We start from the raw sequence: 24,521 nt of genomic DNA, 5'->3' as shown, positions 1-24,521 counted from the left end.
TTCTAAGCTTGGTTCAGAACAGAAATACCCGCCAATTGGCAATGCTTCCAGAAGCTTGGGTAAGATTTATCCACCACGGAAGGATCTTCTATGCTCACTCTGGTTTTGGTAAGTAATGGCATAAAGGCCATCGCCATCCTGTGATCATCATAGGTGTGAATCTTCACATCCGCTGGCATAGTCACCGATGGGATCACCTGATACACTTCAGGTTCGATTTCTTTCAGGTCAGCGTTGAACTTGGCCAATTCCTGCTGCAAGGCGTAGATTCTATCCGTTTCCTTGATTTTCAAGCTTTCTAAACCTGTGAACGTCGCATTCTGTCCCAAAATAGCACAGGTTACTGCGATAGTTTGAGCTAAGTCTGGGCAATGAGTAAAGTCCCAAGTTTCCAGTCCGGTCACTTCCTGCTTTTGCAATAAAACACCACCATTCTGGAACGTGCTCTTTACTCCAAGTTGCGCCATGATATCCACCACTTTTGCATCACCTTGAAGACTGTTTTCTTTTAATCCTGCCAAAAATAACTCTCCAGAATCTGCACAAGCCAGCAAGCTGAACCAGTATCCAGCACCAGACCAATCGCTTTCTACAGCGAAAGTTGTTGGCTGATAAGCTTGGGTTGCAACTTTGATTTTGTTTTCCTCCCAGGTGTATTTGATGCCAAACTGAGACATAGTATCCAAAGTCATTTCTATGTAAGATCTTGATCCAACTTTGCCTTCCAATTCTATTTCTAAACCTTTTGGCAACAAAGGAGCGATCATCAGCATGGCAGAAATGTATTGACTGGATACGTCTCCACGTATTTTCACTTTATCGCTTTTCTGCTCAGAAAGTCCATGAATAGCCATAGGAGGATAGCCCTCTACGCCCAAGTAATGGATTTCTGCGCCCACAGTTCTCAGTGCATCCACCAAAATCCCGATTGGTCGCTCGCACATACGTGCCGTTCCAGTCATTACTTTGTTTTGATTGGTGATTGATGCGTAAGCAGTCAAAAAGCGCATAGTCGTGCCTGCGTCCAACACATCATAAAGAGGCGGGTTCTTTTTCAGCAAGCTGATCATCGTCTGCGTATCACGAGCCTCGGCCAGATTGCTGATTTGATTTTTTCCTTCCGTCAGTGCATCGATAATCAACACTCGATTGGATTCACTTTTGGAAGAAGGAAGAGGGATATGTGTGGAGGAAAAGTCGGATTTCTGAGCCAGGTGAAGAACTTCCATGGTTTCGGTTTTCAAAGTCTGGGAAATTAGGAATGTGTAAGGTTTTGGTAATAGGCAATGGAGTTGCGAATTTCTTCGCGGGTGATCGGGATATTGTACGTGCAATCTCCGATCTCGTTTAGTAAGGAAAACATCAGTTCTTTGCCTTCGTTTTTCTTGTCTTGCAGGCAAAAATCCAGCACTGCCGGAAGGTCAGAATCTAAGATTTCTATTTTGCCATATACTTTCAAAAGTGCGCTTTGAATAGTTTCAAGTTCAGCTGTCGAAAGTGTTAATTTCTGGTGTGAGAGCCAGGCTTCACAAATCATTCCGACTGCGATGGCTTCTCCATGTAATAAATGTCTTAAGCCATCCAAAAAGTATGTTTCAAATGCATGGCCAATGGTATGTCCGAAGTTTAGAATTTTTCTCAATCCAGCTTCTTTCGGGTCTTCGGTGACTACTTCTTTTTTGATGCTTACCGAATGATGAATAAGTGGCGACCAATAAGAGTTCTGCCAATTGTCAAAATCCAGGCTTTCAAAATAAGTCTTGTCCTTAATCAACCCATGCTTGATGATCTCTGCATATCCTGATCGTATTTCCTGCTGTGGGAGTGTTTGCAAAAACTCAGAAGCCACTATAACGGTTTCTGGTTCATTGAATACGCCAAGGTGGTTTTTCAGACCTTCGAAATCCACGCCTAGTTTCCCGCCTACACTTGCATCCACTTGTGAAAGCAGGGTAGTAGGCATATTAATAAAGCGTATCCCTCTTTTGTAAATGCTGGCACAAAAACCACCCATATCTCCGAGTACTCCGCCTCCTATATTCAAGAAAAGCGCTTTTCTGTCTAGCTGAGCTTCCGTCATCGCAGCCCAAATTTGCATGCAGGTAGCGATGGTTTTATTCTTTTCGCCAGGTTCTATGGTAAGAAAAGTGCTGTTGGAAGGGAGTAATTCTTCAATTCTCGGGAGGCAATGGGTTTTTGTGTTTTCATCTGTCAGAATAAAAAGACTAGAGAATTTCAACTCGCCGAGCACAGCGGTTAAATCTGCAGATGCATTTTCAGAAAAGATAATAGGCTTCACAAGAGTAGGATTTACTGAGCCTAAAATTAGAATAAAAAAGTCTAAGGGGAGAGGAAACCTTCCCCTCAGACTTGAATAAGCTCAGTGATTATATATTTACTTTTTTACAGAATCAGCTTCTCTCAGCTGCTTCTCTTGACGCTTTACTGACTCCTCATGGATACAATAAAGTAACTCCTTCATGAATTTCTCGCTAAGATTCTTTGCAACACCCTTTTGAGTACGGCTTTCCATTACATCTTTCCAACGATCAGATTGAAATACAGATAAGTGATGCTCTCTTTTGTGAGAACCGATCTGGTCGATCACCGCGAATCTTTCCTGAAGAATATCAAGTAATTGATCATCCAAGTGATCTACAGCTCTTCTCAAATCATTCAAACGCTCACTTGGCTGCTCAGATTCTACTGGCTTCTTGAAGTCTATTGCAGAAAGAATTTCTTTCAAACGAGCTGGAGTTACCTGCTGCTTAGCATCAGACCATGCATTGTCAGGATCGTGATGAGTTTCGATCATTAGACCATCAAGACCGAAGTTCATCGCTTTCTGAGAGATCTCAAGGATTCCGTCTCTCTTACCTACGATGTGAGAGGGGTCATTGATTACTTCCATTCCAGTCCATACGCGCTTCAAATGCATTGGCATTGACCAGTTTGGCTTGTTTCTATATCTCTTATCGTAAGCATCAGAGAAACCTCTGTGAATAGCTGCCAATTTAGTCAAGCCAACTGCGTGGAATCTTTCCAAAGCTCCCATCCAAAGATCAAGATCTGGATTCATTGGGTTTTTCACCATTACTGGGATGTCAGTACCTTTCAATGCATCAGCAATTTCTTGCACAGCGAAAGGGTTTACAGTAGTTCTTGCGCCTACCCAAACCACGTCCACGTTGTTTCTAAGAGCAATTTCAGCGTGAGCTGCATTTCCTACTTCTACCGTGATAGGGATGTTCAAGTGATGACGAACAATCTCCATCCACTTCAATCCTTCTTCTCCTATACCTTCGAAGCTTCCTGGTCTCGTTCTTGGCTTCCAGATTCCGGCACGGAACATAGAAGGGATGACGTTGTTTTCCTTCATCTCGATACAGATCTGCTCGATCTGCTCTGGCGACTCTGCAGAGCAAGGTCCTGCGATGATGGTTGGTCCTGTGAGTCCTAGACCCCAGTCTTTAATTTGCTTGTGTTCTTTCATAATTACTGAGCTTTAAATAAAAAAAGCCCGACTCTTTCGAATCGGGCTTTATGTGTTATATTTTCTTTTTAGTTTTTGGCTAGGCAATACACAACTCCGATTCGATTTTGTCTTCGAAAGTAAAAGTAAAAGAAGCTAAAATATGTCGCTGCTGTGTTAATCATGTGCCAAATGTAAAGTGGTCATTTTTAAAAACAAAATTAATTTTACATCCATTACATTATTTAATCATCACCAATTCAGGCAATTCATTGAAAATTCGTAAATCTGGAGAAAAAATTAGCTGCATTCAGAATTATATTTTGATTTTCATTTAAATACGTTTCAAAATGGCTTCAAATATTTTTTTAATAATAATTTAAAAAGGGCTGAGGCGGGTAATGAGAAAGGATGTTGTTTTGAGTATTGACTTGTATGGTATAAAATCTGGTGAAAAGAATTACCCAGGAAATATGATTTTGACTTCCTGTTCAGTAATAAGCGAGTGTTTGATATCCAAAACGACACTGGTCTTCAGTCAATAGACTTCTGTCTTTATTTCTTTTTTAAGCTACTAATGCTCGAGTCAATTATCCGAACAAAAGGAAAGCGAAAGGAGTTTTTTTAATATCTTTGCAGCTTTATTTCAGGACTATGCCCTCCAGACCCAATATTTCTTTTGAGAATCTAAAGGTTGCCTTTGCCTCAAAAAGTGATGCAGAACTTAGGAAAATGTACCGAGTTTTTGCCATGTTGAATAACAAGTTTGTCTCCGATCTGGGGATTGCAATGACCAAAATAGGTTTTGCTCTTCATTTGCCTATTAAGGGTATTATGAAACAAACCATGTTTGGACATTTCTGCGGTGGAGAGACTATTACTGAAAGTACTTCAGCTGCTCAGGACTTAGCAAAATATGGTGTGAAGTCCACCCTTGATTATTCTGTAGAAGGAAAAGGGGATGAAGCCAGCTATGATCAGACATGTGCTGAAATCCTGAAAACTATTGAGAAAGCAGAGAAACAAGCTTCTTTGCCCTTCGCTGTTTTCAAAGTAACGGGCCTTGGAGATTACCATATTATGGTAAAAGTGCAGGCGGGAGAGGTTCTTTCAAAGGAAGAAAGTTTGTCTTTTGAGCGAATGAAAAATCGTTTTGATCAACTTTGTCAGGCGGCTTTTCAGAAGGGTATTAAAATATTGGTAGATGCGGAAGAATCATGGTTTCAGGATGTGATTGACACTTTGGCCTACGAAGCCATGGAGAAATACAACCGGGATTCTTGTATCGTGTACAATACCTATCAGATGTATAGGCATGATATGCTAGGTAGACTGAAAGCTGCCCATAAGCTATCTCATGAACGAGGCTTTCTCTTAGGAGCGAAATTGGTTCGTGGTGCGTATATGGAGAAAGAGGCTGATCGTGCGGAAGAAATGGGCTATCCAAGTCCTATTCAGCCAAACAAAGCAGCCACAGATACCGATTACAATTCCGGTGTGCAGTTTTGCATAGAGAATGGAGTTTACTTAGTCTCAGGTTCGCACAATGAAGAAAGTAATTATCTTGTTGTGGATCTTATGGAGAAGCAAGGTATAGCAAAGGATTCCGAACTTGTTTACTTTGCGCAGCTCTATGGAATGAGTGATAATATCTCTTTTAATCTGGCAGATGCTGGATATAAAGTGTTGAAATATTTGCCTTATGGCCCAGTGGAAAAGGTGATGCCTTACTTGATGCGCAGAGCTTCTGAGAATTCCAGTATAGCTGGGCAAAGCAGTCGGGAGTTTTCGATGATTAAGAAGGAAATTGCAAGAAGGAAGAATAAATAAATGCTTGATGTCCGATGTTGGGTGACCGATGTTAGGAGGATAAAGTGAAAAGTGTGAGGTAATAAGTTGAAAGATGGTAAAGTTGCGAAGTTGCGGGATACACCGGACATCAGTCACCTGACATCCAACAATAAAAAAATAACAAATATCAAATCAATACAATGCAACTTTTAAGCGAACAGGAAATTGAACGTAGGAAAGACCGGGAAGAATTGATGAAGCTGGGGATTAACCCTTATCCAGCTGAGGCATTCCCGATCAATGTCACATCTGAGGATATTCATAGAAACTATGAAAACCGAAAGAATGACTACAAGAGCATTTCGATCGCTGGTCGTCTGATGAGTCGTAGAATTATGGGGTCTGCTTCTTTTGGAGAGATCCAGGATGCTACTGGCCGTCTGCAATTCTATGTGCGTCGCGATGATATTTGCGAAGGCGAAGACAAGGTTTTATATAATACAGTATTCAAAAAGCTTCTTGGAATCGGAGATTTCTTAGGCTTGAAAGGCTATATATTCACTACTCAGACAGGTGAGATTTCCTTGCATGTGACAGAGTTGAAAGTGCTCTCTAAATCAGTGAAGCCGCTACCAGTGGTGAAAAGAGATGAGGATGGCAATGTACACGATGGGTTTACAGACCCTGAAATGCGCTATCGTCAGCGCTACGTGGATTTGACCGTTAATCCTGAAGTAAAGAAGACCTTTATTATACGATCCAAAATCATTACGGAGATGCGTCGATACTTTGACGATCACGGATGGCTGGAAGTAGAGACGCCAATCCTCCAAGCTGTTCACGGTGGGGCTGCTGCGCGTCCATTCGATACGCATCACAATACCTTGGATATGCCACTTTTCCTTAGGATTGCCAATGAGTTATACCTGAAGCGATTGATCGTGGGTGGATTTGATGGGGTGTATGAGTTTGGGAAAATGTTCAGAAATGAAGGCATGGACCGTACACATAATCCTGAATTCACTTCCATGGAAATCTACGTAGCCTACAAAGACTACATCTGGATGATGGGAATGGTGGAGGAATTCATCGAGCAAGTGACTCAGAAGATTCACGGCAAAACCAAACTCACTGTTGGTGCGCATGAGATCGAATTTGCTGGGCCTTATAGAAGATTGACCATGTACGATTCTATCAAGGAATATGCTGGCATCGACGTGAGCAAAATGGATGAGGAAGATCTTCGTAAAGTTTGCTCAGAGATGGGAATCGCTACCGACGCCACCATGGGCAAAGGCAAACTGGTGGATGAAATATTCGGTGAGAAGGTAGAATCTAACTTGATTCAGCCGACTTACATCACGGATTATCCGATTGAGATGACGCCGTTGGCGAAAAAGCACAGAACTGAGCCGGGTTTGGTGGAGCGTTTTGAATTGTTTGTGAATGGTAAAGAAGTCGCCAATGCATACACAGAGTTGAACGATCCGATTGATCAGCGTGAGCGATTTGAAGAGCAGTTGAAGCTGGCTGCTAGGGGAGATGACGAAGCTATGGCGATGGATGAGGATTTTCTTCGCGCGTTGGAATACGGCATGCCGCCAACATCAGGTATGGGCATCGGTATTGACCGACTGACCATGTTGCTTACAAATAATACCACCATTCAAGAAGTGTTGTTCTTCCCGCAGATGAGGCCTGAGAAAAAGCAGGTGGAAATGACTGAGGAAGAAAAAGGCATCTTCGAATTGCTAAAAGCTGAATCTCCTGTTGCCTTGGCAGACCTGAAAGGGAAAGCTGGACTAAGCGGCAAGAAATGGGATGTAGCGATGAAAGGTTTGACTGGAAAAGGAGTTGCAAAAGTGACTAAAGACGGGGACGCTGTTACAGTGGCTCTAGTGGATTAATTCCAAACAGATATAAAAGTAAAAACCGGGCTGAGAGGCTCGGTTTTTTTTGTGCTTACTTTTTAACTTCGGTGTGCACATAGTTTGACGCGGAGAGTCGCAGAGAGATTAGCCAAAAAGGGATAAAAAAATGTAAAGGAAATAAGATTGCTTTTGTCACTGCGAGTGACTCCAATTACGTTTCGTAAATGCTAGAACGTGTTGTTTTTAATATCTCCCTGAGTGACTCTTAAAAGAAAATAGTATATAACTTCTCACCTTAACTGTACAGTTGATTTTTTAAAAAGCATGCATTAATTCCCCGTATCTAAAGACAATTTTCCTTTACAAAATAAATTGGAATGAAATTTTCCATATCTCATTAACATATAGCCGCCAAACGTATCATCCTATGAGAACTTTCAATAATTACCTTAGCCTTTGTTCAGTCGTTATTCTCTTAAGTATAAGCTCATGTGCAATCAATCCTGTCACAGGAAAAAAGCAGATTGTTTTGATGTCTGAAGCTCAAGAAATTGCCATGGGGCAGCAGTCAGATCCTGAAATCGTCGCCTTTTTTGGTCTCTATGAAGATGCACAACTTCAGGAGTTTATCACCGCTAAGGGAAACGAAATGGCGGCAATATCACACCGGCCAAAATTAGCCTATGAGTTCAAAATCGTGGATTCACCAGTCATTAACGCCTTTGCAGTGCCAGGTGGCTTTGTGTATTTTACCCGGGGTATTATGGCTCACTTTAATAATGAAGCAGAGTTTGCCGGAGTCTTAGGTCATGAGATTGGGCACGTTACGGCTAGGCACTCAGTGATTCAGCAAAGGAATCAGCTATTCGGTCAAATAGGACTCTTGGCAGGTATCATCTTAGTTCCTGAATTGGGACAGTTTGTAGACCCGTTGTCCCAAGGAATGCAATTGGCATTATTGAAGTTTGGACGGGATGCAGAACGTCAATCTGATAAGTTAGGTGTGGAATATTCTTCCCAAATCGGGTATGATGCCACTGAGATGGCTGGATTTTTCGAGACGCTCGAAAGACAGCAAGGAAATACTGGAGGAGATGAAGTCCCTCCTTTTCTCTCCACTCACCCTTCGCCCGAAGAAAGGAATGCTACGGTGGAAAACTTAGCGTTAGATTGGCAGCAAAAATCTAAAATGACTGAATTCGAAGTAAATCGAGATAGTTATCTGAGAAAAATTGACGGCTTGATAGTAGGTGAAGATCCAAAGCAAGGATTTGTAGAGAACAGCACATTTTATCATCCGGTGCTTAAGATCCAATTTCCTATTCCTTCAGCTTGGGGGCATCAAAATACGCCTCAACAGTTTCAAATGGCACCAAAGGCAGGAGATGCTATCATGATGCTCACTTTGGCACCAGGGGCAACATTGGAAGAAGCAGCAAATGCAGTTCTGGAAAAATACAAGTTGACTATAGTGGAGTCTAAGAAAGAAACTATAAATAGACTTCCTGCTTTGGTGATGGTTGCCGATCAGGTTCAGGAGCAAGGTACAATTCGTGTCCTGTCATCTCTGATCCAGTTTGAAGGGAATATATATAGCTTGATGGGGATTACAGATCTCGCAAAGTTTAACTCCTATCAGTCTCTTTTCTTAAGTACTATCCGTGATTTTCAGGAATTACGTGATTCAGAAAAACTTAATCGTAAACCCGAGATTATTAAAATCAAAACTGTTCCGAATCAGATGAGTTTACAAGCAGCATTTCAACATTTTGGTATGCCAAGTGAGCGATTCGAAGAACTCTCCCTTCTCAATGGTATGCATTTGAACGATCAATTGAACAAGGGAATGTTGATTAAGGTCGTTGGCAAATAATCGAGTTGTTTTTTATAAGCTTTTAATTTCAAGATCTATAAAGTAAAACCGGGCTGTGATGCTCGGTTTTTTTTATGCATTTTTCTACCAAAAAGGGCAGGAGGGTCGTACTAAACGCTGGTCATTTTCGCATTACTTGTATAGCTAAAAGTTGGGTTTTTTATAAATAGCTTTTGGTTCTTTGCTTATTCGCTTAAACAGCGTGGAGAGCGCAAGATTCTAATGGCTTTTAGGGGACTTAAACTAGGCTGAGAGCAAAGAGGAAGAGATGGAGGATATTTTCCTCTAGTCACTAGTTAGGTGCTAAGGACTTCGGTATACTTTCATGGTACAGATACCAGGTCCAGAGGAATGAATTAAAATGTAATATTTTTAGAAAAATCGATATGCCTTGATCCTCCTTATTGTGTGTATTTTAAAATTTTCATCAAATAAATGTATTTATAAGTCACAATAATTGCTACGAAATACAAATTGGTGTATGTTTGTGTTATATATGATTGTTTCCTTGAATTTATGATTTTATCAAGATCAATGACCAGTCAATGCAAGCCCTAATTTGATGCAAGAGAGAGGAATCAACAGTACTTTTAAGAAATTAATTTTCGAGTCATCAGAGATGGTGTTCCTTGCAGATGATTCTTTTCCATATCCAATTTTCTATTCCAATAAAGCCTTCGAGGAGCAGATCGGCGAAAAGCTAGTCGATAAAAGCCTAGTTGGGTTAGGGCTGGACATCAGCAGCTTTATTTTCAAAGATGAGTTGAAGTTAAGTTATGGAGGGGATGAGTTTGACTTTTTAATAGAACTACCTCAGGATAGTTCAACCAATCATTTTTTGTTTTATAAAGGGACTAAAGTCAGAACACAAGGACTTCCAACCAAAAAGGAATTTGAGCAGTTTGTAGTAGAATCTCCAACTGCACAAGTGATAGTGAAGCCAGATGGAGGAATATTCCATATAAATATTGAGGCATTTAACCTCTTGGGTTACCAGCATGATTCAACATTATCCCATCTCGCAGAACTGGAGGTTTTATTTGATGAGCCTCAGCAATGGAGAAACTGGATCAATACTGCGATTTCTGGTGACTATACTGAGCAATTTTCAGCTACCCTAACTAATCCGTCTGGGAATCAATTATCGTTGGAAATTGCTGCAAAGCAGCTTTTGATAGATGGCTTACGTTATGTAATGCTTTCATTCCAAAATATCTCAGAGAAAGTCACTCTGGAGAAGGACCTGGAAGACAGTAGTAATTTCCTGATGAATCTTGCGGAGCAGGTTCCGGGTGGTCTTTATCAGCTCGTTCTGGACAATGAGGGGAAAATGAGCTTCTCATTTCTGTCTAAAGGCATCGCTCAAGTATTAGGATTGAAGCCTGAGGAGATTGAGAATTTCACAGATATTTCGATGGCAATTTCTCGAGTTCATCCGATGGACTTACCGCAAGTGATCATGAGTTCTATCGCTTCAGCGAAGAAAGTAGAACCTTGGCAATGTCAATTCCGAGTAAAATCAGACCCTAATTCTGATGAATATCGTTGGATTCTTGGGGCAGCAAGACCTGAGGCGCTTGCCAATGGAGACATGGTTTGGTATGGTTATTTGACCGATATAAGTCAGCAAAAAGTATTTGAAGCCAAACTGAACGAATCAAAGAAGGCTGCAGAAAAGGCAAATCAAATTAAGTCTGATTTTCTTTCCATGATTAGTCATGAGCTTCGTACACCACTGAATGCTATTTCTGGTTCGACCTATTCTCTGATGCATGATCATCCTCAGCTTCAGCAGAAGTCTGAGTTGGATACGATCAATTTTGCAGTGGATAATTTGATCATTATGATCAATGACTTGTTAGATTTTCAAAAGATTGAGGCTGGTAAATTGATTATAGAAAAGGCTCCTTTCCATTTAAGTTCTTTTGTAAGCCAGATCATAAAGGGCTTATCATTCCATGCCAGAGATAGTAAAAATAGACTTGAAATAAATATTTCGGAGGGGCTGGATGTTACCGTTTGTGGTGACAAAACCCGCCTATCTCAAGTTCTCAACAATCTGATAACAAATGCGCTTAAGTTTACTAATGAGGGTGAGGTAAAAGTGATTGTCAATTTGCTCGAAAGTAGTAATGATAAAGCCAAAGTATATTTTGAGGTAAGCGACAATGGTATCGGTATCGCACCTGAACATCAAGAGAAGATTTTTGGTGATTTTGATCAAGTAAGACCAACCTTTAACACAAAGTATGGTGGAACTGGTTTAGGGCTTTCTATCACAAGAAAGCTTTTGAATCTTATGGGTGGAGAAATTTCTCTTCAATCCGTAGTAAATGTAGGAAGCAAATTCTTTTTTACCCTGGAATTCGAGGTATCGGAGCAACAAGTAGAGAAGTCTTCCCCTAGTATCAGTTATTCCAAAGATAGCGCATCATTACACCTGCTAATGGCAGAGGATAACGATGTGAACGCCCTGGTTTTAGGTAAGATTATTAATAAATGGGGTTTTACTTACGAACGAGTTAGGAATGGGATAGAGGCTGTTGATGCTGCCAAGCGATCTACATTTGATTGTATCCTCATGGATATTCAAATGCCTGAAATGGATGGTTTTGATGCCACAAAGGCAATCAAGAAAATCTCAGAATCCCCTGTAATAGCGCTTACCGCAGCCGCAAAACTTGAAATCAAAGATAGAATCGAGGAATGCGACTTTGACGGTTTTGTGGCGAAACCAATTGATGCCACGGAATTACAGAAAATTATTCGCGAAGTGATTTTACATAGAAATCAGAGTGCTTGAGCTTTCTCTAAGTATTCTTTGACCAAGTCCATATCTGGATAGTTCTGATCCAATTCTACCAAATATTGCAGCGCAGAAATCTTGTCTCCCTGCATTACATAGTAAATCCCCTTATTTCTTAGCGCAAAAGGATTGTTCGCATTCATCTGAATACTCTGATTGATTAGGTCTAGGCCTTCTTCTTTTTGATCTAGAAAAAGCAGATACAAGCCCTTATTGTTGTAGTAGTAAGCTTGACTCTTGTCTAATGAAATGGCCTTCTCCACTGCGTCTAAAGCTTCTGCATAGTTTTGCTCATCAAAATAGATCATAGAGCGCAGGTTGTGAAGATTTGGCTCCAAAGGATTGACAGTCATGGCTTCAGTTAAAATATTTTTCGCAGCTTCATAATCCTTCTGATAGTAGTGTATGGTAGCTTGGTTTACTAGCAAGTCAGAGTTTTCCGGGTTAATCTCAGAAGCCTTTTTGAAAGCCGTTATTGCTTCAGGGAAATTCTTTAATTTCTCCTCAACCAAGCCTGTCAGAAAGTGACTTTTCCAATTTTGCTCTTCGAGTTGAACTAGCTTTTGAGCATCTTCTCTGGCATTGTAAAACTCACCGTTGTCAAGGTAACTTAGGCCTCTTTGGAAAATAGCATCGTAATACTCTGGATTGTATTTGATCGCTAAACTGAGATCCTGAATGCTCTCCATGAGTTGATTTAACTGTAGGTGAGCGAGCGCTTTATTGTAGTAGGCATCCGCGTAAGTGGAGTCCATTTCGAGAGCCTCACTATAGAATACCATCGCGCTTTTGGGATCATTTTCCTCCATCTTTTCATTCCCTTTTAGAAGGAATCTCCCTTTCTTATTTTCATCTGAATCGCAGGCAAATGCTGTCCCAATGATAACTAGTGCTAAAAGTGTTTTAATCGTTCTCATTTTCATTTACTTCTTCAGATTCTTCTGTCTTTGCAATTATTTTTTCCTCTTCTTTTTCTTCTCCAAGTAACAAGGCAAACGGCTTGGTCGCATCACTTAGATCAAATATTTCCCGTAGAATTGCCATCATAGGAATGATTAAAATCATTCCTGCTACTCCCCAGATAGTCCCTCCGACTATTAAACCCAGAAATGTAATAAATGCATTCAGGTTCACATTTCCACCGACGATTTTGGGAGTCAGGAAGTTTCCTTCAATCATCTGGATGATTTGATAACTGACAAGGACACCTGCAGGGTAAAATAAGCTGTCCTTGGTAAGAAATGAATAGATCATTGGTAGCATAGCTCCGAAAAACGGGCCTACATAAGGAATGATATTTAACATTGCTCCAAGTGTACCGAAAAACACCGCGTGTTTTATTCCAAGTAAAGAGAATGCAGTAATATTCATAATGGCGAGGATACCCATCACCTTCACCACGCCTACGATATAGTTAAGAATCACCTTTCGTAGACTAACTATTCGTATTTTTACTAGCTCAGGATCCTTGTCCTTGTAGATATGGATAATCACATTGGTAAGGTGATTTCTATACAGGAGAAAGAAAAACATGAATACAGGAATCAATACCAATCCCGTCAGTGAGCCAACAGTTTTCAGCGCGAAGTCTCCAATACTCGAGCTATTTTCTGTCAGCAGGTTTTTTAGGTAATCAGTATTGGCCTTCTCACTTAATGCAGTATTGTAGGAAAAGGTATCCATTGACCACTGATCTACGTTTTCCGCATATTCAGTTAGTCTACCAGAAACATCATCGAAATCCTGTGTGAAATTCGCCACGTTTCCAATTACAAAAGTCAGAATTCCACCTACAAGAGCTGTCATTACAAGAAGTGAAATGATGCAGGAGAGTATACGTGGGACTTTTTTTGACTCCAGCCACATGGATAGAGGTGTAAGCAAAATTGCGAAAAACCCACCCATGAATAGAGGTACAAGGAGGCTCTTTCCTACAATTAGAAAAAACACTAACACAATAATGAAAATCATTACTGCGAGAGCCTGTAAATAGGCAGGTAGTTTCAAACCTTGATTTTCCATTCAGGAGTTATGTTAGGATGTAAATGCATCTCTACAAGACAGATTTAAGTAAAGAAAGCAAATTATTCTGTAATCAATCCAGCTCGCTTCAATAAGGCATCTTGCTTAGGATCCCTACCTCTGAATCGCTTGTACAACTTCTCTGGATGCTCACTTCCACCGGCAGAGAGTATGTTTTTCACAAATGATTCAGCAGTAGCTTTATCGAAAACTCCTTTTTCCTGAAAAAGTTCGAAGGCATCTGCATCCAAGACTTCCGCCCATTTGTAGCTGTAATATCCAGAGGAATAACCTCCTTGGAAAATGTGCGAAAACGAAGTGCTCATCAAGGTTCCCGGTACTTTAGGAAGTAGATCGGTAGGCTTCATTATTTCTTCTTCAAATTCGAAAATGCTCGAAATTGCACTTGGGTCTTGACTGTGATACGCCATGTCCAAAAGGCTAAAGCTAATTTGCCTTACTGTTTGGTAACCCTGCTGAAAATTTGAAGCCTTTTTGATCTTTTCAATCAGCTCTTCAGGAATTTTCTCTCCAGTTTCAAAGTGCTTTGCAAATAAATCCAAGCATTCTTTTTCATAACACCAGTTTTCAAAAATCTGTGAAGGCAGTTCTACAAAGTCCCAAAATACACTTGTGCCTGAAAGAGACTCATAGGTGCCTTTCGCCATCATACCATGAAGCGCATGACCAAACTCATGGAAAAGTGTAGTGACTTCATTGAAGGTCAAAAGACTAGGCTTTGACTTAGTAGGTTTGGTGAAATTGCACACAATAGAAACATGCGGGCGGATATCCTTATCCTCCTTGATGCTTTGACCTTTATAGCTCGTCATCCAAGCACCATTTCTTTTACCTGGACGTGGGAAAAAATCAGCATAGAAGACAGAGAGGTACTTTCCGTTTTTGTCTTTGACTTCGTAGGCTGTCACATCTTTATGATAAACAGGAATGTCTGAAGCTGGAGAAAAGGTGATTCCAAAGAGCTTTTCGGCAGTTTGGAATACTCCGTCAATCACTTTTTCCAATTGGAAATAGGGTCTCAACAGCTCATCGTCAAGCGCATATTTTTCCTTTTTCAAAAGTTCTGAATAATAGGCAAAATCCCATTTTTTCAAACCTTCTATTCCATCTAGTTGGTTGGCAAATGCTTCTAATTCTTTCATTTCAGCCATTCCTTTTGGCTTTGCTTTCTCGAGTAGAGAATCCAAAAAGGAGATCACCTGATCTGGGCTTTTTGCCATTCGCTCTTCCAATACAAAATCTGCGTGGCTTTTGTAGCCTAAAAGTACTGCACGGTCATGACGTAGTTTTAGAATTTGCTTGATGATTTCCTGATTATCAAGTTCATCGCCTTTCGCACATTTGGTGCCGCTAGCCATGAAAAGTGTCTCACGTAATGCCCTGTTTTTTGCATAGGTCATCGCGGGAATATAGCTTGGATAGTCTAGCGTAAAGGCCCACTTTCCAGGTTGTTCTTTTTCTTCAGCGATTTGTGCAGCCGCTTCTTTGATGCCCTCAGGAAGTCCTTCTAGATCAGATTCCTGATCTACGAAATGCACATACTTGTTAGTCTCAGCCAATACGTTCTCACCAAATTTCAAAGAGACTTGAGCTAATTCCTGATCAATTTTTCTGAGCTGATCCGCTTTGTCGCCTTCCAGTTTTGCTCCGTTTCTTACGAAAGACTTGTAGGTTTTTTCTAATAAAGTTGTTTGCTCAGCAGTTAGTTTAAGTTGGTCTTTTTGCTCAAAAACCTGAGAAACTCTTTGGAATAGAGCTTGGTCCAGAAGTATGTCATTGCCATGCTCAGTCAAAAGAGGGGAGATCTCCCGAGCTAGAGACTGGATCTCTTCATTAGTTTCTGCTGAATTAAGATTGAAAAATATCCCTGCAATGATACCAAGTCTTTTACCAGCTCCGTCCAAGGCTTCAATCGTATTCTCAAAAGTAGGAAGTGACTCCGCTTTAATCGTAGCAATATCAGCTTTGGCCTCTGTGATGGCCGATTTTATAGCTGGAAGGTAATGGCTTGGTATGATTTGATCAAAAGGCGCTGTATCGAAAGGGGTGGCAAAATCTGCCAATAATGGGTTATTCATAAAATCTTAAATCGTTTGGCTAATTAAACAGGTGCTTTACAGGAAGGTTCCATCAAATGACCTGCATTGGTCAATTCAGTTGCTAATTTACCCATTTACGCTGTAAAGCGTAGTGGCTCCAAAGATGATATCTTGCTTTTGTGTTGGTTAATTTTGTTTTCTAGGGCTTTAAATAAAAAATGCACTTCAAGCTCTCTAGCTGAAGTGCATTTTGGATGTTTTTAAGCAGAGTTAGAAATCAAAGTCACAGCTCATGCTTTCCATACCGATAGGTGAGCCGTCGGGCGATTTGAGAGTTTCTTGGATGATTAGTTCTTCAGGCAGAGTTAAGAAGGTTTTTATCTTATCACTAAGGTAACTAGTGTGTTGATTTGCGGCATCATTGCTTAAGGTTGAGTTAAGTTTAAATCCTAAAATATTTCTCAATCTCCCTCTAGCTATGGCTCTGATTGTATTTGAAACATCTGCATTTTTAGCCAAAGCAATCATATGATCTACATATTTTGACTGAGTCATCAGGGCTATTTCCAAGGTAATGTCCTCCGATTTTATGTTCTTGAATACCTGTTTTTCCACACTTGCAAGCATATCGTTTAATCCGAAAAGCGTGCTTTGCTGTAAATGCTGTAAATAAACTCGGCTTACTCTGGCTCCATCAAGCATGAAATCGAAGGTAAGATCCACGATGGTTTCCGCTGGGGCAATAGGATCAAATATCGGACTTACCCTCGAAACGAAAGTTTCTCTATTTCTACCATAGCCAAATGGTCTAGGAGGTATCAATCTTAAAATGTGCTCTGGTACATGCAATTGCTCTGGTGAAATGGTTTGCAAGAGAGCCTGTAATGCAGCTTCCTGCTGATCATTGTGAACCCAGCCATGATTTGGCTGATTGTCTCCTTTTATTTTGTATCTATAATCTACTCCACCAAGTACCTTAGAGGTAGCTTCTATTTGATATCTATGCATCAAGTAAAGCGGTACAAATACTTCCTCAAGCAGGGCTTGTGGCTGGCCTGTTTCTATTGCATTTAAATTAAATGATTTCATTCTATTCCCACGAAGCTTCAACATTCGTGTCAATTCATCTGATGCTGAGGCACCATTGTCCCACAGGTGAGATGTTGGATGTGCGCCACTTGGGTTTCGTGAATCTGAATCTGTGATAAATTGGTGGCCGGTTTCGTAAGTATCTTCTAAGGTTTTCTTGAGGAAAGAAGCTTCATTTTCACCTGTTGGAATGACTGCATAGCCATATTTGATAGCCCATTTGTCCCAATCTCCGATTTTATCATCATAGGCATTGCTGAGATCAAGTTCTCCATTTGCATTCTCTGTAATGAGCGGGTAAGGATAATCCATAACCGATGAGCGATTGTTGGCTGAAGTAGCATAGCTGTGGGCCAGTCCGATCGTGTGACCGATTTCATGTGCCGATAACTGTTTTAGGCGCGCAACCGCCATTTCAAGCATTTCAGGATTAGCTGGAGCGCCGTCCTCAAATGGCTGTAAAAGTCCCTGAGCAATCAAATAATCCTGTCTCACACGTAGAGAACCGAGAGAAACATGACCTTTCAAAATCTCGCCAGTTCGTGGGTCACGGACACTTGCGCCGTATGACCAGCCTCGTGTAGAGCGGTGAACCCACTGAATCACATTGTACCGTACATCCATCAGATCCATGCCTTCTGGGGCTAGTTCCACTCTGAATGCATCAATAAATCCTGCCGCTTCAAAAGCCTGATTCCACCAGTTTCCTCCATCGATCAAAGCCGAAGCTACAGGTTCTGGAGTTCCTCTATCAAGGTAATAAACAATTGGCTCGACGGCTTCTGACATCGCAGCGCTAGGGTCTTTCTTTTCCAATCGATGACGGGAAATGAATCGCTTCATGATAGGTTCAGAGATTGGCGTAGTGAAATCCATGTAAGAAATGCTTCCAAAGCCAGCCCTCGGATCGAATTCACGTGGCTCATATTTATCGTCCGGTAGCTCAATGAAGGAATGGCGTTGACGGACACTCACTGCATCTGGAGATGGCGTTACAGATCTTAGATTTCCTCCTGTTGCCTGACCAGTTAAGGTGATAGTCATTTCCACTTCAGTGTTCTGAGGGAAGTTTTTGGTCATTGGGTAGTACAACCCTGAGCGACTAGCGTCTGCTCTGAACGAACCCTGACGACTTCTGGTCAAGGTTTCTCCTACGCCGTGAACATCCTGAAGATAAAAGTTGGTCGCATCTACGATTAACTTGTCTCCGTCTTTTTGAGCTATTTCAAAACCCCAAAGAATAGATTCAGCAAAGGCATCTTTAATAGATTGTACTTCAGCTGGATTGTCGGAAAAAGCTCTGAAATCGTAGTTTTTGTGAACCAAGAATAACTTGTTTCCGGACTTTCTGAATTCCACTATACGAGTGTCGCCCAACTGCCCACGGTCCAGGCCAATGTCATTGGATCCTACACCAGCAGTAAGAGAATTTACGTAGAGAAATTCCCATTCTAGTTTGTCAATTTCTAAGTAAATCTTTCCTTTTTCCTCATCTAGGTAAAAAGGGATAAATCCATCTTTCTTACTCATTTTGCTCAAGTCTAGGTTTTGAGAAAACCCAGAATGAATAGAAAGAAGGGTAATGAGGATCAGTAGTAGTTTTTTCATAGTGGCTGTGGTGTTTGAGTACAAATTATCAAAAAAGCAGTCTCTCGTGTATACCATTGATGGAAATTTAGCGATGAAGCATGTATCGGACGAGTAAAGTGGTTTCACTTTGGTGGAAACCAGCAATCTCCTGCAGCCCAGAACTGATGCTTTCTCTGTCTGTGTATGATGTTCTTGAAAAGCGAAAATAGGTGGTGATCTGTGAGTTTATTTGATATTGACCAAGTAGATAATAACGCATTCCCTGTCCCGAGAAAGCTGGGATGGAGAATGTCCATAATACATTGTTTTCAAAAGCATAAAGTCTTGTGTCGTAGTCGTCAGTATCGAATAATGCTATTCTCCCCGTTAGCCTAAACTTACTGAAACTGTACTGAGCATCCTGCAGAATCATAAAGCCAGCCGATTTTTGATCATTATAATTGACTCTACTGAATAGAATCCTTGATCGAAAAAAGAAAGTTTTACTGACGTGATATTCCAGACTGAGTAATCCATTTACCTTATTTAATGGTCTGATTTGATAGGGGAGCGATGGCTCTCCCGAATCCGAAAGATTCCTGCCCTTTTGCTCTTCCCTTATTTGAAAGAATGCGATAAGGTTTCTATTTGGCTGAAAGCTGATTCTGGTTAGCCATTCATAGCCTTTGGATGGAGCATATACTCTGTATCTAAACCATGGAAACCTGAAATAATCATAATAAGCATTGATCTTCCATTTGGGAATTGGCTTGACTTGGATGCCCAAGTATAGACCTTGTTCATTTGCTGGCTTTGTGCTTTCTGAAAATGAGTTGGCGTAGAAACTGTGAAAATCTTTATCATATTTTCTCCATAGAGCCGAAAAATCTACCTGCTTGCTTAAGCTTGATACAAATCCTATTACGTTTCCTGTTCCAGCAGATTGGGAAATTGCTGATTCACCAAATAGAAAGAAGTTTTTCCAATTGTAGTTCAGATAAATGCTGCCTGTGTTATTGCTCTTTCCTGCAAAGTCAAACTGATTGTAAAGGGTAGGTTCCTTAACCCAAGAATGATCAAATTTTGTAAAGAGGTAGTTGGTGCCAACTTGCAGCTTTCCGGAAGTTGGAGAAAACTGGACATTTCCTCCTAGATTTAATTCGCGAAATTGATTTTTAGTACTGAGTTCACTGGAAGTACGATGAAGCCCACTTTGGTTGAATGAATTGATCGTCAAATCCTCGGTATTCAGTGTATCCAAACTGCTAGAAGCTCGGCCATCTCGTGGAGCATGGGAAGCTATCAAGCTGCTTTGCCATTTTCCGCTTTGATAAGTAAGACCAGCACCTCGAAAAAACCCAAATTCTAATGCAGCTGTATAAGGCAAAATCCCAATACTACTTCTTCTAACTGTTGGAACTGTTTCTGCTCCTTTTCCCAGAGAATAGCCAGCGCCAAAAACTAAGCCTTGACCAAATTGAGCTTGGAAATCTCCTAATGCAATGGTTTTCCATTTCCCTACATAATACTTAGTGAAGTGAAAGGAGGAAAAGTTGAAACCATATCTAGCTGTCTTCCCATCCCAGGTGAACTGCTCACCAGGATCTTTGTCTAAAGTAAAGCCAAGACTAAAATCCCGTGCATGTTGTATTCGAAATCTGAGATATAATTCATTAGGATCACCTAAATACCTGCTTGATACTTTTCCAGTAGAACTCGTGTCTGCAGGTGTGAACCCTTTGCGGGTTTCCCAAGTACGACGATGACGAAGCATAAAATATGCTTGTTCTTCAGTTGCAACTCGCTTCCAAAAGGATTGAGTTTGATTTGAAGTGCCAGCATCTAAAATTAAATAAGGAAGAATCTGCTCTATGGTTTTGAGGTCAAAACCTGGAACGGCTTGCAGCTCATAAAGAGAAATTAGTGGCCCATGCTTGGTTCTATAGGTGATCAAACTACTGATTTGTAAAGGATCGAGTAGGTAGCTGGAAGCCAGAGTTTCCGCACTTGCGCGGTTGATGTCCATGGGGTTTAGATATAGTTGGAGGAGCACTTCGTAAATAGATTCGTAATCCAAATCCTCATCTTGTACAGGGAAAAGACGTTCCATAAACGATTCTAAGTCTATATCTTTTTGTGGAGGCTGTTGTGAGTGCGCATGATAGCTCATCCAAAAAACCAGAATAGCTATGAGGGTGATAGCTTTCATTTTTCGACAAAAGAAAATCCCAAACTCAAATGATTTGTACTTCCCAAAGCCTGATTTTGCCCGTATGCATAATCCAGACTGCAGCGGTTTGATTTCAAGCCTACTCCAGAAAATAACCTGCTTGGATTGCTATTGATGCCTGTACGAAGGAATATCCAGTCTTTGATTCCATATTCTAGACCAGCTTTCACGACAGGTTTGATTTGTATATCCTTTTCCACTTCGAGATGGAACTGGAGTTGAGATATAGGAAGGTAAAAGAGGCCCAAGCTTACTCCGGTTGGAAGTCTTGTGTCGGAGTCCTTAGAGATCTTAGTTCTGTTTAGGTTGGAAATACTAGCGCCAATAGTGAATTGTGGACTGAGTTCCGCCATTCCTCCAAGACTAAAAATAAGGCTGTTACCAGTTCCGAAGCCTTCTATTTGAGTTTGAAATAATTCTAATTTTCCGCCAATGCTTACAATACCCAATTGATTTGCAAATGCTAGTCCGAGGGTTTGCTGGTTGAATAACTTTCCTCCATAGCGGGAAACTCCAAAGCCCAAAGTTCCTGCTTTTACTTTCCATGCTCCGACAAAGGCAGTAGTACTAAGTTCTTTAAGTCCAAATCGATTATCATATCCGGCCGAGATTGCTGAATACTCTAGTTTTGCCAGTCCTCCAGGATTATTGAAATAGCTCCAAGTGTCCATGCCATGCACGCGTAGATTACCCATGCTTTGACTTCTAGCACCGTGTACTTGAGTCAGCGGGTCTGTTTGTCCTATTGCGGAAAAATTCAGACAAAGCAGGAAGCAGGAAAAAATCAAGTGCTTCATAATAGATCGAAAAAAGCCTTAACTAATTTAGTTAAAAACTTGATAATCAATCTAAGAGCTTAATTATTTTTTTATGAGGGAACCCTTAAAAAGGAGTAGAAAAGTTAAAGAAGAAGTTGCCTTCATTTCTATTATTCAATGAGTATTCAAAACGCAACACTGAATCGTAGAAACCAACTAAATCTATTCCTGTACCATATCCCATGAGATATTTATTCGCTAGACGAGAATTTTCAGGAATGTGGTTTCTATCCTTTACATAGCCGTGATCGAAATTCGCACTCAGGTACAGACGGATAGGAATAGTGCTGAATTGCTCCAGTTGCACCAAATTGGAAATATCTATTTCCCAATCAACGAATTTCCAACGGAAACTATTTTTGTGTACATAAAGCTGCTGTCCTTCGACCACATTCAATTCATACCCACGAATAAAGTTTGGATTGTACCCTATTCCTCTAACTAGTGTGTAAGGTTGACTTTTGCTCAAAAACCAATCAGCAGTTAATCCAGTATTGAAGTGGAATTTGTCAGAAAACTTAAAATACTTGTTAGCCGTGAGGTTTACTTCCACTTCATCAAGTTCCTCAGTGTAGATTATACCATATTTTGTGATAGACAGTTGGAGTAATTCCCCATCAGTAGCATAGGATACATTGTCTCTGCGATCATGTCTAAAAGTATAAGTCGCATACAAATACCTTAATTTATCACCACCATGCTGGAAATAATCTGGATTTTCCATTAACACTTCATTAGCTACGCGTGTACCACTATACCCTAAGGTTAGGAAGTGATAGTTGTAGTAACTTCTTCGATAGGTATAGCGAAGGGCTGCAGCGAAGCTTTTCTTAATGATATCTTCTTTCTCGTTGGTGTAGAAGACTTGCTTATTGAACTCAGATTTGATGGGGATGGTCTTATTTTCTTTGAAAGTCAGCTGAGCTGCAAGGCCATGTTTCTGGTTTTTGTCGATATAGGGCTTACTGTATTGCAAGTCTATAGCTTTAGTAAAGCCAAGTTGTCCTGCAAATTTGAGTTTTTCATTTCTGCCACCTACGTTGCTATGACTAAGTCTTAGACCGTAATTTACTCTGGAGAAGTCTCTGTTTTGATTTGTCCACCACTCCGAGAAGTTTCTGTCTGCAAGCTGAAAGATGATTTGAGGAAGAATATACCAGCGTTCCTTTACAGTAATTAAGATTTCTACCTCCCTGTCGCTAGTAATTAATGGAGTAATTTCGACTGACGTGAAAAGTCTAAGATTGTAGATTTTCTTTTGGTCAGCTATTAGTATTTCGAGGAAAGTATTCCAATCGTAGTAGAAATCGGTAGTAAAATCTAATTCTCTGAGAATTACACTTTTTTTTGTTTTTACATTTCCTACGATGAAAATGTTATTAACTGTAACGCTATCTGGAGAATTTCTACTAGCAGGAGCATAGGACGTATCGCCCTGAGCAAAGGAAGTATTCCCCCATGGCTCAATGAAAAGAGCTAGGATTAGGAAAGAGATATAAAGGATATTTTGATTCTTGATAATCAAGAGGGAATTCAGATTGAAAATATTTGGTTACTTACGCAATCGCTTACACTTAGGACTTACATTCATGGCAAAATCCATACTTCGAAAGATAGCTATATTTCCAGTATTGGTCTATCAATACACTATATCTCCCTTATTTCCTTCTAGCTGCAGGTTTACGCCTACTTGTAGCCAATACATGAAGGAGTCAATAATGAAGCATGGAGTTTTGCCAGGAGGCTGGATGGGACTGAAACGAATTGCCCGTTGCCACCCTTGGGGAGGCCACGGGCATGATCCAGTACCTTAGTTTTTGATAGGCTTCACACCATTTTTCATTGCTCTAGCCACCAATACCACTCCGGCGATTACAAGAGGAACACTAAGTATTTGTCCCATATTGAAGGCCATACCATCTTCGAAATCCACCTGGCTTTCTTTGAAGAACTCCCAGACGAATCGCATACCAAATACGGAGATGAGGAATATGCCAAGGAGAAGTCCATCTGGCAAACGGTCTTTGTATTTGTTCCAAAGCCCGAAAAGCACAAGGAAAATCACGAAATAGGAGAGTGACTCGTAGATCTGTGTCGGATGCTTTGTTCTACCGAAGGTTCGGACTGTTACTAAATAGTGGTCTCCCTTATCAGCAACGGACATATCCAAAGGACTTTCTACCGGTTCTGCTAAGTAATCTTGGCTAGAGTTGAACTGTGTTAAAGCATACTTGATGTCACGTCTCAGAGTGCTTTCTAATTCTTCCAAAGTATAGGATCCTTTGTTAATCTCTAGGTCAATATTTAAAGGGACTATACCATTTCCAACTAATTCATTTTGGCGGTCATCAGGCTTATATGGGTCGATAGACTCAATCGGCACCTTCAGTGTAGAAAGTAATTCTTCCGTATCCCAAGCGTAAACTATTCCATAATCAGAGTTTGTGTCCTTCCCGCCAATTTCCGAATTCATCAGATTACCAAATCGGATCAATGCACCGGTCATAGCCGTCACGATCACAATTCTGTCAACAACCCATAGGTAACTTTGTCCTGGCGTTCTTTTGGCATACATCCAGAGCGCAATTAAAATTGCAATAGCCGCTCCGTGACTGGCAAGTCCACCTTCCCAGACTTTCAAGATCTCTATAGGATTGCTTAAATATTTGGCAGGCTCATAGAAAAGGACGTGTCCTAGTCTAGCTCCGACTATGGTAGCTACCACCATGTAGATGGTTAGTTTGTCTACCAACTCTGGATTTTGTCCTTCTTTTTTGAAAAAATGCACCATGAATTGTTGTGAAATCACAAAGCCAGCGGCAAAAAGAATACTATACCAAGGTGGTCTTTCCCAGCCGTGAATTACTGAAGGGCTAGGGTCCCAAACGAAGTAGTTCATGATTAATTCAAGCATAGTTGA

Annotated in this window: 16 protein-coding genes; 5 read left to right on the top strand and 11 right to left on the bottom strand. The window is 40.7% G+C overall.

Going from position 1 to position 24,521, the window contains the following annotated elements:
- Positions 1-2: 2 nt before the first annotated feature.
- The 3 genes from BM291_RS14060 to BM291_RS14050 all read right to left on the bottom strand — a co-directional run bounded on the left by BM291_RS14060 (position 3) and on the right by BM291_RS14050 (position 3,493).
- Positions 3-1,229, bottom strand: a complete 1,227-nt coding sequence (locus BM291_RS14060) for a 3-phosphoshikimate 1-carboxyvinyltransferase (protein ID WP_092898501.1) — start codon at positions 1,227-1,229, stop codon at positions 3-5.
- A 26-nt stretch (positions 1,230-1,255) separates the two neighbouring features.
- Positions 1,256-2,299, bottom strand: a complete 1,044-nt coding sequence (aroB, locus tag BM291_RS14055) for a 3-dehydroquinate synthase (RefSeq protein ID WP_092898499.1) — start codon at positions 2,297-2,299, stop codon at positions 1,256-1,258.
- Positions 2,300-2,395: 96 nt separating this feature from the next.
- On the bottom strand, positions 2,396-3,493 hold the full coding sequence (locus BM291_RS14050) for a chorismate mutase (protein WP_092898497.1): 1,098 nt from the start codon (positions 3,491-3,493) through the stop codon (positions 2,396-2,398).
- Between the two features lie 633 nt (positions 3,494-4,126).
- Between BM291_RS14050 and BM291_RS14045 the strand changes: the two genes are divergently transcribed.
- The 4 genes from BM291_RS14045 (at position 4,127) to BM291_RS14030 (ending at position 11,810) form a co-directional block, all read left to right on the top strand.
- The gene (locus tag BM291_RS14045) at positions 4,127-5,302 is read left to right on the top strand and encodes a proline dehydrogenase family protein (RefSeq protein WP_092898495.1); all 1,176 of its coding nucleotides are present in this window, start codon (positions 4,127-4,129) and stop codon (positions 5,300-5,302) included.
- A 161-nt stretch (positions 5,303-5,463) separates the two neighbouring features.
- Complete coding sequence (gene lysS, locus BM291_RS14040) at positions 5,464-7,170, top strand: lysine--tRNA ligase (RefSeq protein WP_092898493.1); 1,707 nt, start codon at positions 5,464-5,466, stop codon at positions 7,168-7,170.
- 391 nt (positions 7,171-7,561) lie between these two features.
- The gene (locus tag BM291_RS14035) at positions 7,562-9,007 is read left to right on the top strand and encodes a M48 family metalloprotease (RefSeq protein WP_092898491.1); all 1,446 of its coding nucleotides are present in this window, start codon (positions 7,562-7,564) and stop codon (positions 9,005-9,007) included.
- A gap of 562 nt (positions 9,008-9,569) precedes the next feature.
- Positions 9,570-11,810 (top strand): ATP-binding protein, encoded by a 2,241-nt coding sequence (locus tag BM291_RS14030; RefSeq protein WP_092898620.1) that lies wholly within the window; start codon positions 9,570-9,572, stop codon positions 11,808-11,810.
- On the opposite strand, the gene BM291_RS14025 is transcribed toward BM291_RS14030, so the two are convergent.
- The 7 genes from BM291_RS14025 to BM291_RS13995 all read right to left on the bottom strand — a co-directional run bounded on the left by BM291_RS14025 (position 11,798) and on the right by BM291_RS13995 (position 23,126).
- Entirely contained in the window at positions 11,798-12,730 is a 933-nt protein-coding gene (locus tag BM291_RS14025) for a tetratricopeptide repeat protein (protein ID WP_245786882.1), read from the bottom strand. The genes BM291_RS14030 and BM291_RS14025 overlap by 13 nt on opposite strands.
- Entirely contained in the window at positions 12,717-13,835 is a 1,119-nt protein-coding gene (locus BM291_RS14020) for an AI-2E family transporter (protein ID WP_092898487.1), read from the bottom strand. The genes BM291_RS14025 and BM291_RS14020 overlap by 14 nt, the downstream gene beginning before the upstream one ends.
- 62 nt (positions 13,836-13,897) lie before the next feature.
- Positions 13,898-15,934 carry a M3 family metallopeptidase gene (locus BM291_RS14015; RefSeq protein ID WP_092898485.1) on the bottom strand — a complete coding sequence of 679 codons (2,037 nt, stop codon included), beginning with the start codon at positions 15,932-15,934 and terminating at the stop codon, positions 13,898-13,900.
- Between the two features lie 231 nt (positions 15,935-16,165).
- The gene (locus BM291_RS14010; protein ID WP_092898483.1) at positions 16,166-18,592 is read right to left on the bottom strand and encodes a zinc-dependent metalloprotease; all 2,427 of its coding nucleotides are present in this window, start codon (positions 18,590-18,592) and stop codon (positions 16,166-16,168) included.
- Between the two features lie 67 nt (positions 18,593-18,659).
- Entirely contained in the window at positions 18,660-20,762 is a 2,103-nt protein-coding gene (locus tag BM291_RS14005; protein ID WP_092898481.1) for a ComEA family DNA-binding protein, read from the bottom strand.
- On the bottom strand, positions 20,759-21,580 hold the full coding sequence (locus tag BM291_RS14000) for a PorV/PorQ family protein (protein ID WP_092898479.1): 822 nt from the start codon (positions 21,578-21,580) through the stop codon (positions 20,759-20,761). Before BM291_RS14000 ends, BM291_RS14005 begins: the two co-directional genes overlap by 4 nt.
- Positions 21,581-21,665: 85 nt before the next feature.
- Positions 21,666-23,126: a POTRA domain-containing protein gene (locus BM291_RS13995; protein ID WP_245786881.1), complete on the bottom strand. Its 1,461-nt coding sequence runs from the start codon at positions 23,124-23,126 to the stop codon at positions 21,666-21,668.
- Positions 23,127-23,190: 64 nt separating this feature from the next.
- Here BM291_RS13995 and yidD point away from each other — a divergent pair, with 64 nt between their 5' ends.
- Positions 23,191-23,415: a membrane protein insertion efficiency factor YidD gene (gene yidD / locus BM291_RS13990; protein WP_092898616.1), complete on the top strand. Its 225-nt coding sequence runs from the start codon at positions 23,191-23,193 to the stop codon at positions 23,413-23,415.
- Here the strand turns inward: yidD and BM291_RS13985 are convergent.
- Positions 23,412-24,515: a prolipoprotein diacylglyceryl transferase gene (locus BM291_RS13985; RefSeq protein WP_092898477.1), complete on the bottom strand. Its 1,104-nt coding sequence runs from the start codon at positions 24,513-24,515 to the stop codon at positions 23,412-23,414. The two genes, yidD and BM291_RS13985, sit on opposite strands and share 4 nt — an antisense overlap.
- Positions 24,516-24,521 lie beyond the last annotated feature (6 nt).

It is taken from the genome of Algoriphagus aquimarinus, assembly GCF_900112005.1.
Classification (GTDB): Bacteria; Bacteroidota; Bacteroidia; order Cytophagales; family Cyclobacteriaceae; genus Algoriphagus; species Algoriphagus aquimarinus.
Note: the sequence above shows the minus strand (reverse complement) of the source record. Positions and strands in the feature narration are given on the sequence as shown.

What these genes read in the sequence shown, in the direction of transcription:
- BM291_RS14060 (WP_092898501.1), bottom strand. Translation starts at nt 1,229, where the DNA reads ATGGAAGTTCTTCACCTGGCTCAGAAATCCGACTTTTCCTCCACACAT.
- BM291_RS14050 (WP_092898497.1), bottom strand. Translation starts at nt 3,493, where the DNA reads ATGAAAGAACACAAGCAAATTAAAGACTGGGGTCTAGGACTCACAGGA.
- BM291_RS14045 (WP_092898495.1), top strand. Translation starts at nt 4,127, where the DNA reads ATGCCCTCCAGACCCAATATTTCTTTTGAGAATCTAAAGGTTGCCTTT.
- lysS (WP_092898493.1), top strand. Translation starts at nt 5,464, where the DNA reads ATGCAACTTTTAAGCGAACAGGAAATTGAACGTAGGAAAGACCGGGAA.
- BM291_RS14035 (WP_092898491.1), top strand. Translation starts at nt 7,562, where the DNA reads ATGAGAACTTTCAATAATTACCTTAGCCTTTGTTCAGTCGTTATTCTC.
- BM291_RS14030 (WP_092898620.1), top strand. Translation starts at nt 9,570, where the DNA reads ATGCAAGAGAGAGGAATCAACAGTACTTTTAAGAAATTAATTTTCGAG.
- BM291_RS14025 (WP_245786882.1), bottom strand. Translation starts at nt 12,730, where the DNA reads ATGAGAACGATTAAAACACTTTTAGCACTAGTTATCATTGGGACAGCA.
- BM291_RS14020 (WP_092898487.1), bottom strand. Translation starts at nt 13,835, where the DNA reads ATGGAAAATCAAGGTTTGAAACTACCTGCCTATTTACAGGCTCTCGCA.
- BM291_RS14015 (WP_092898485.1), bottom strand. Translation starts at nt 15,934, where the DNA reads ATGAATAACCCATTATTGGCAGATTTTGCCACCCCTTTCGATACAGCG.
- BM291_RS14010 (WP_092898483.1), bottom strand. Translation starts at nt 18,592, where the DNA reads ATGAAAAAACTACTACTGATCCTCATTACCCTTCTTTCTATTCATTCT.
- BM291_RS14005 (WP_092898481.1), bottom strand. Translation starts at nt 20,762, where the DNA reads ATGAAAGCTATCACCCTCATAGCTATTCTGGTTTTTTGGATGAGCTAT.
- BM291_RS14000 (WP_092898479.1), bottom strand. Translation starts at nt 21,580, where the DNA reads ATGAAGCACTTGATTTTTTCCTGCTTCCTGCTTTGTCTGAATTTTTCC.
- yidD (WP_092898616.1), top strand. Translation starts at nt 23,191, where the DNA reads ATGGCAAAATCCATACTTCGAAAGATAGCTATATTTCCAGTATTGGTC.
- BM291_RS13985 (WP_092898477.1), bottom strand. Translation starts at nt 24,515, where the DNA reads ATGCTTGAATTAATCATGAACTACTTCGTTTGGGACCCTAGCCCTTCA.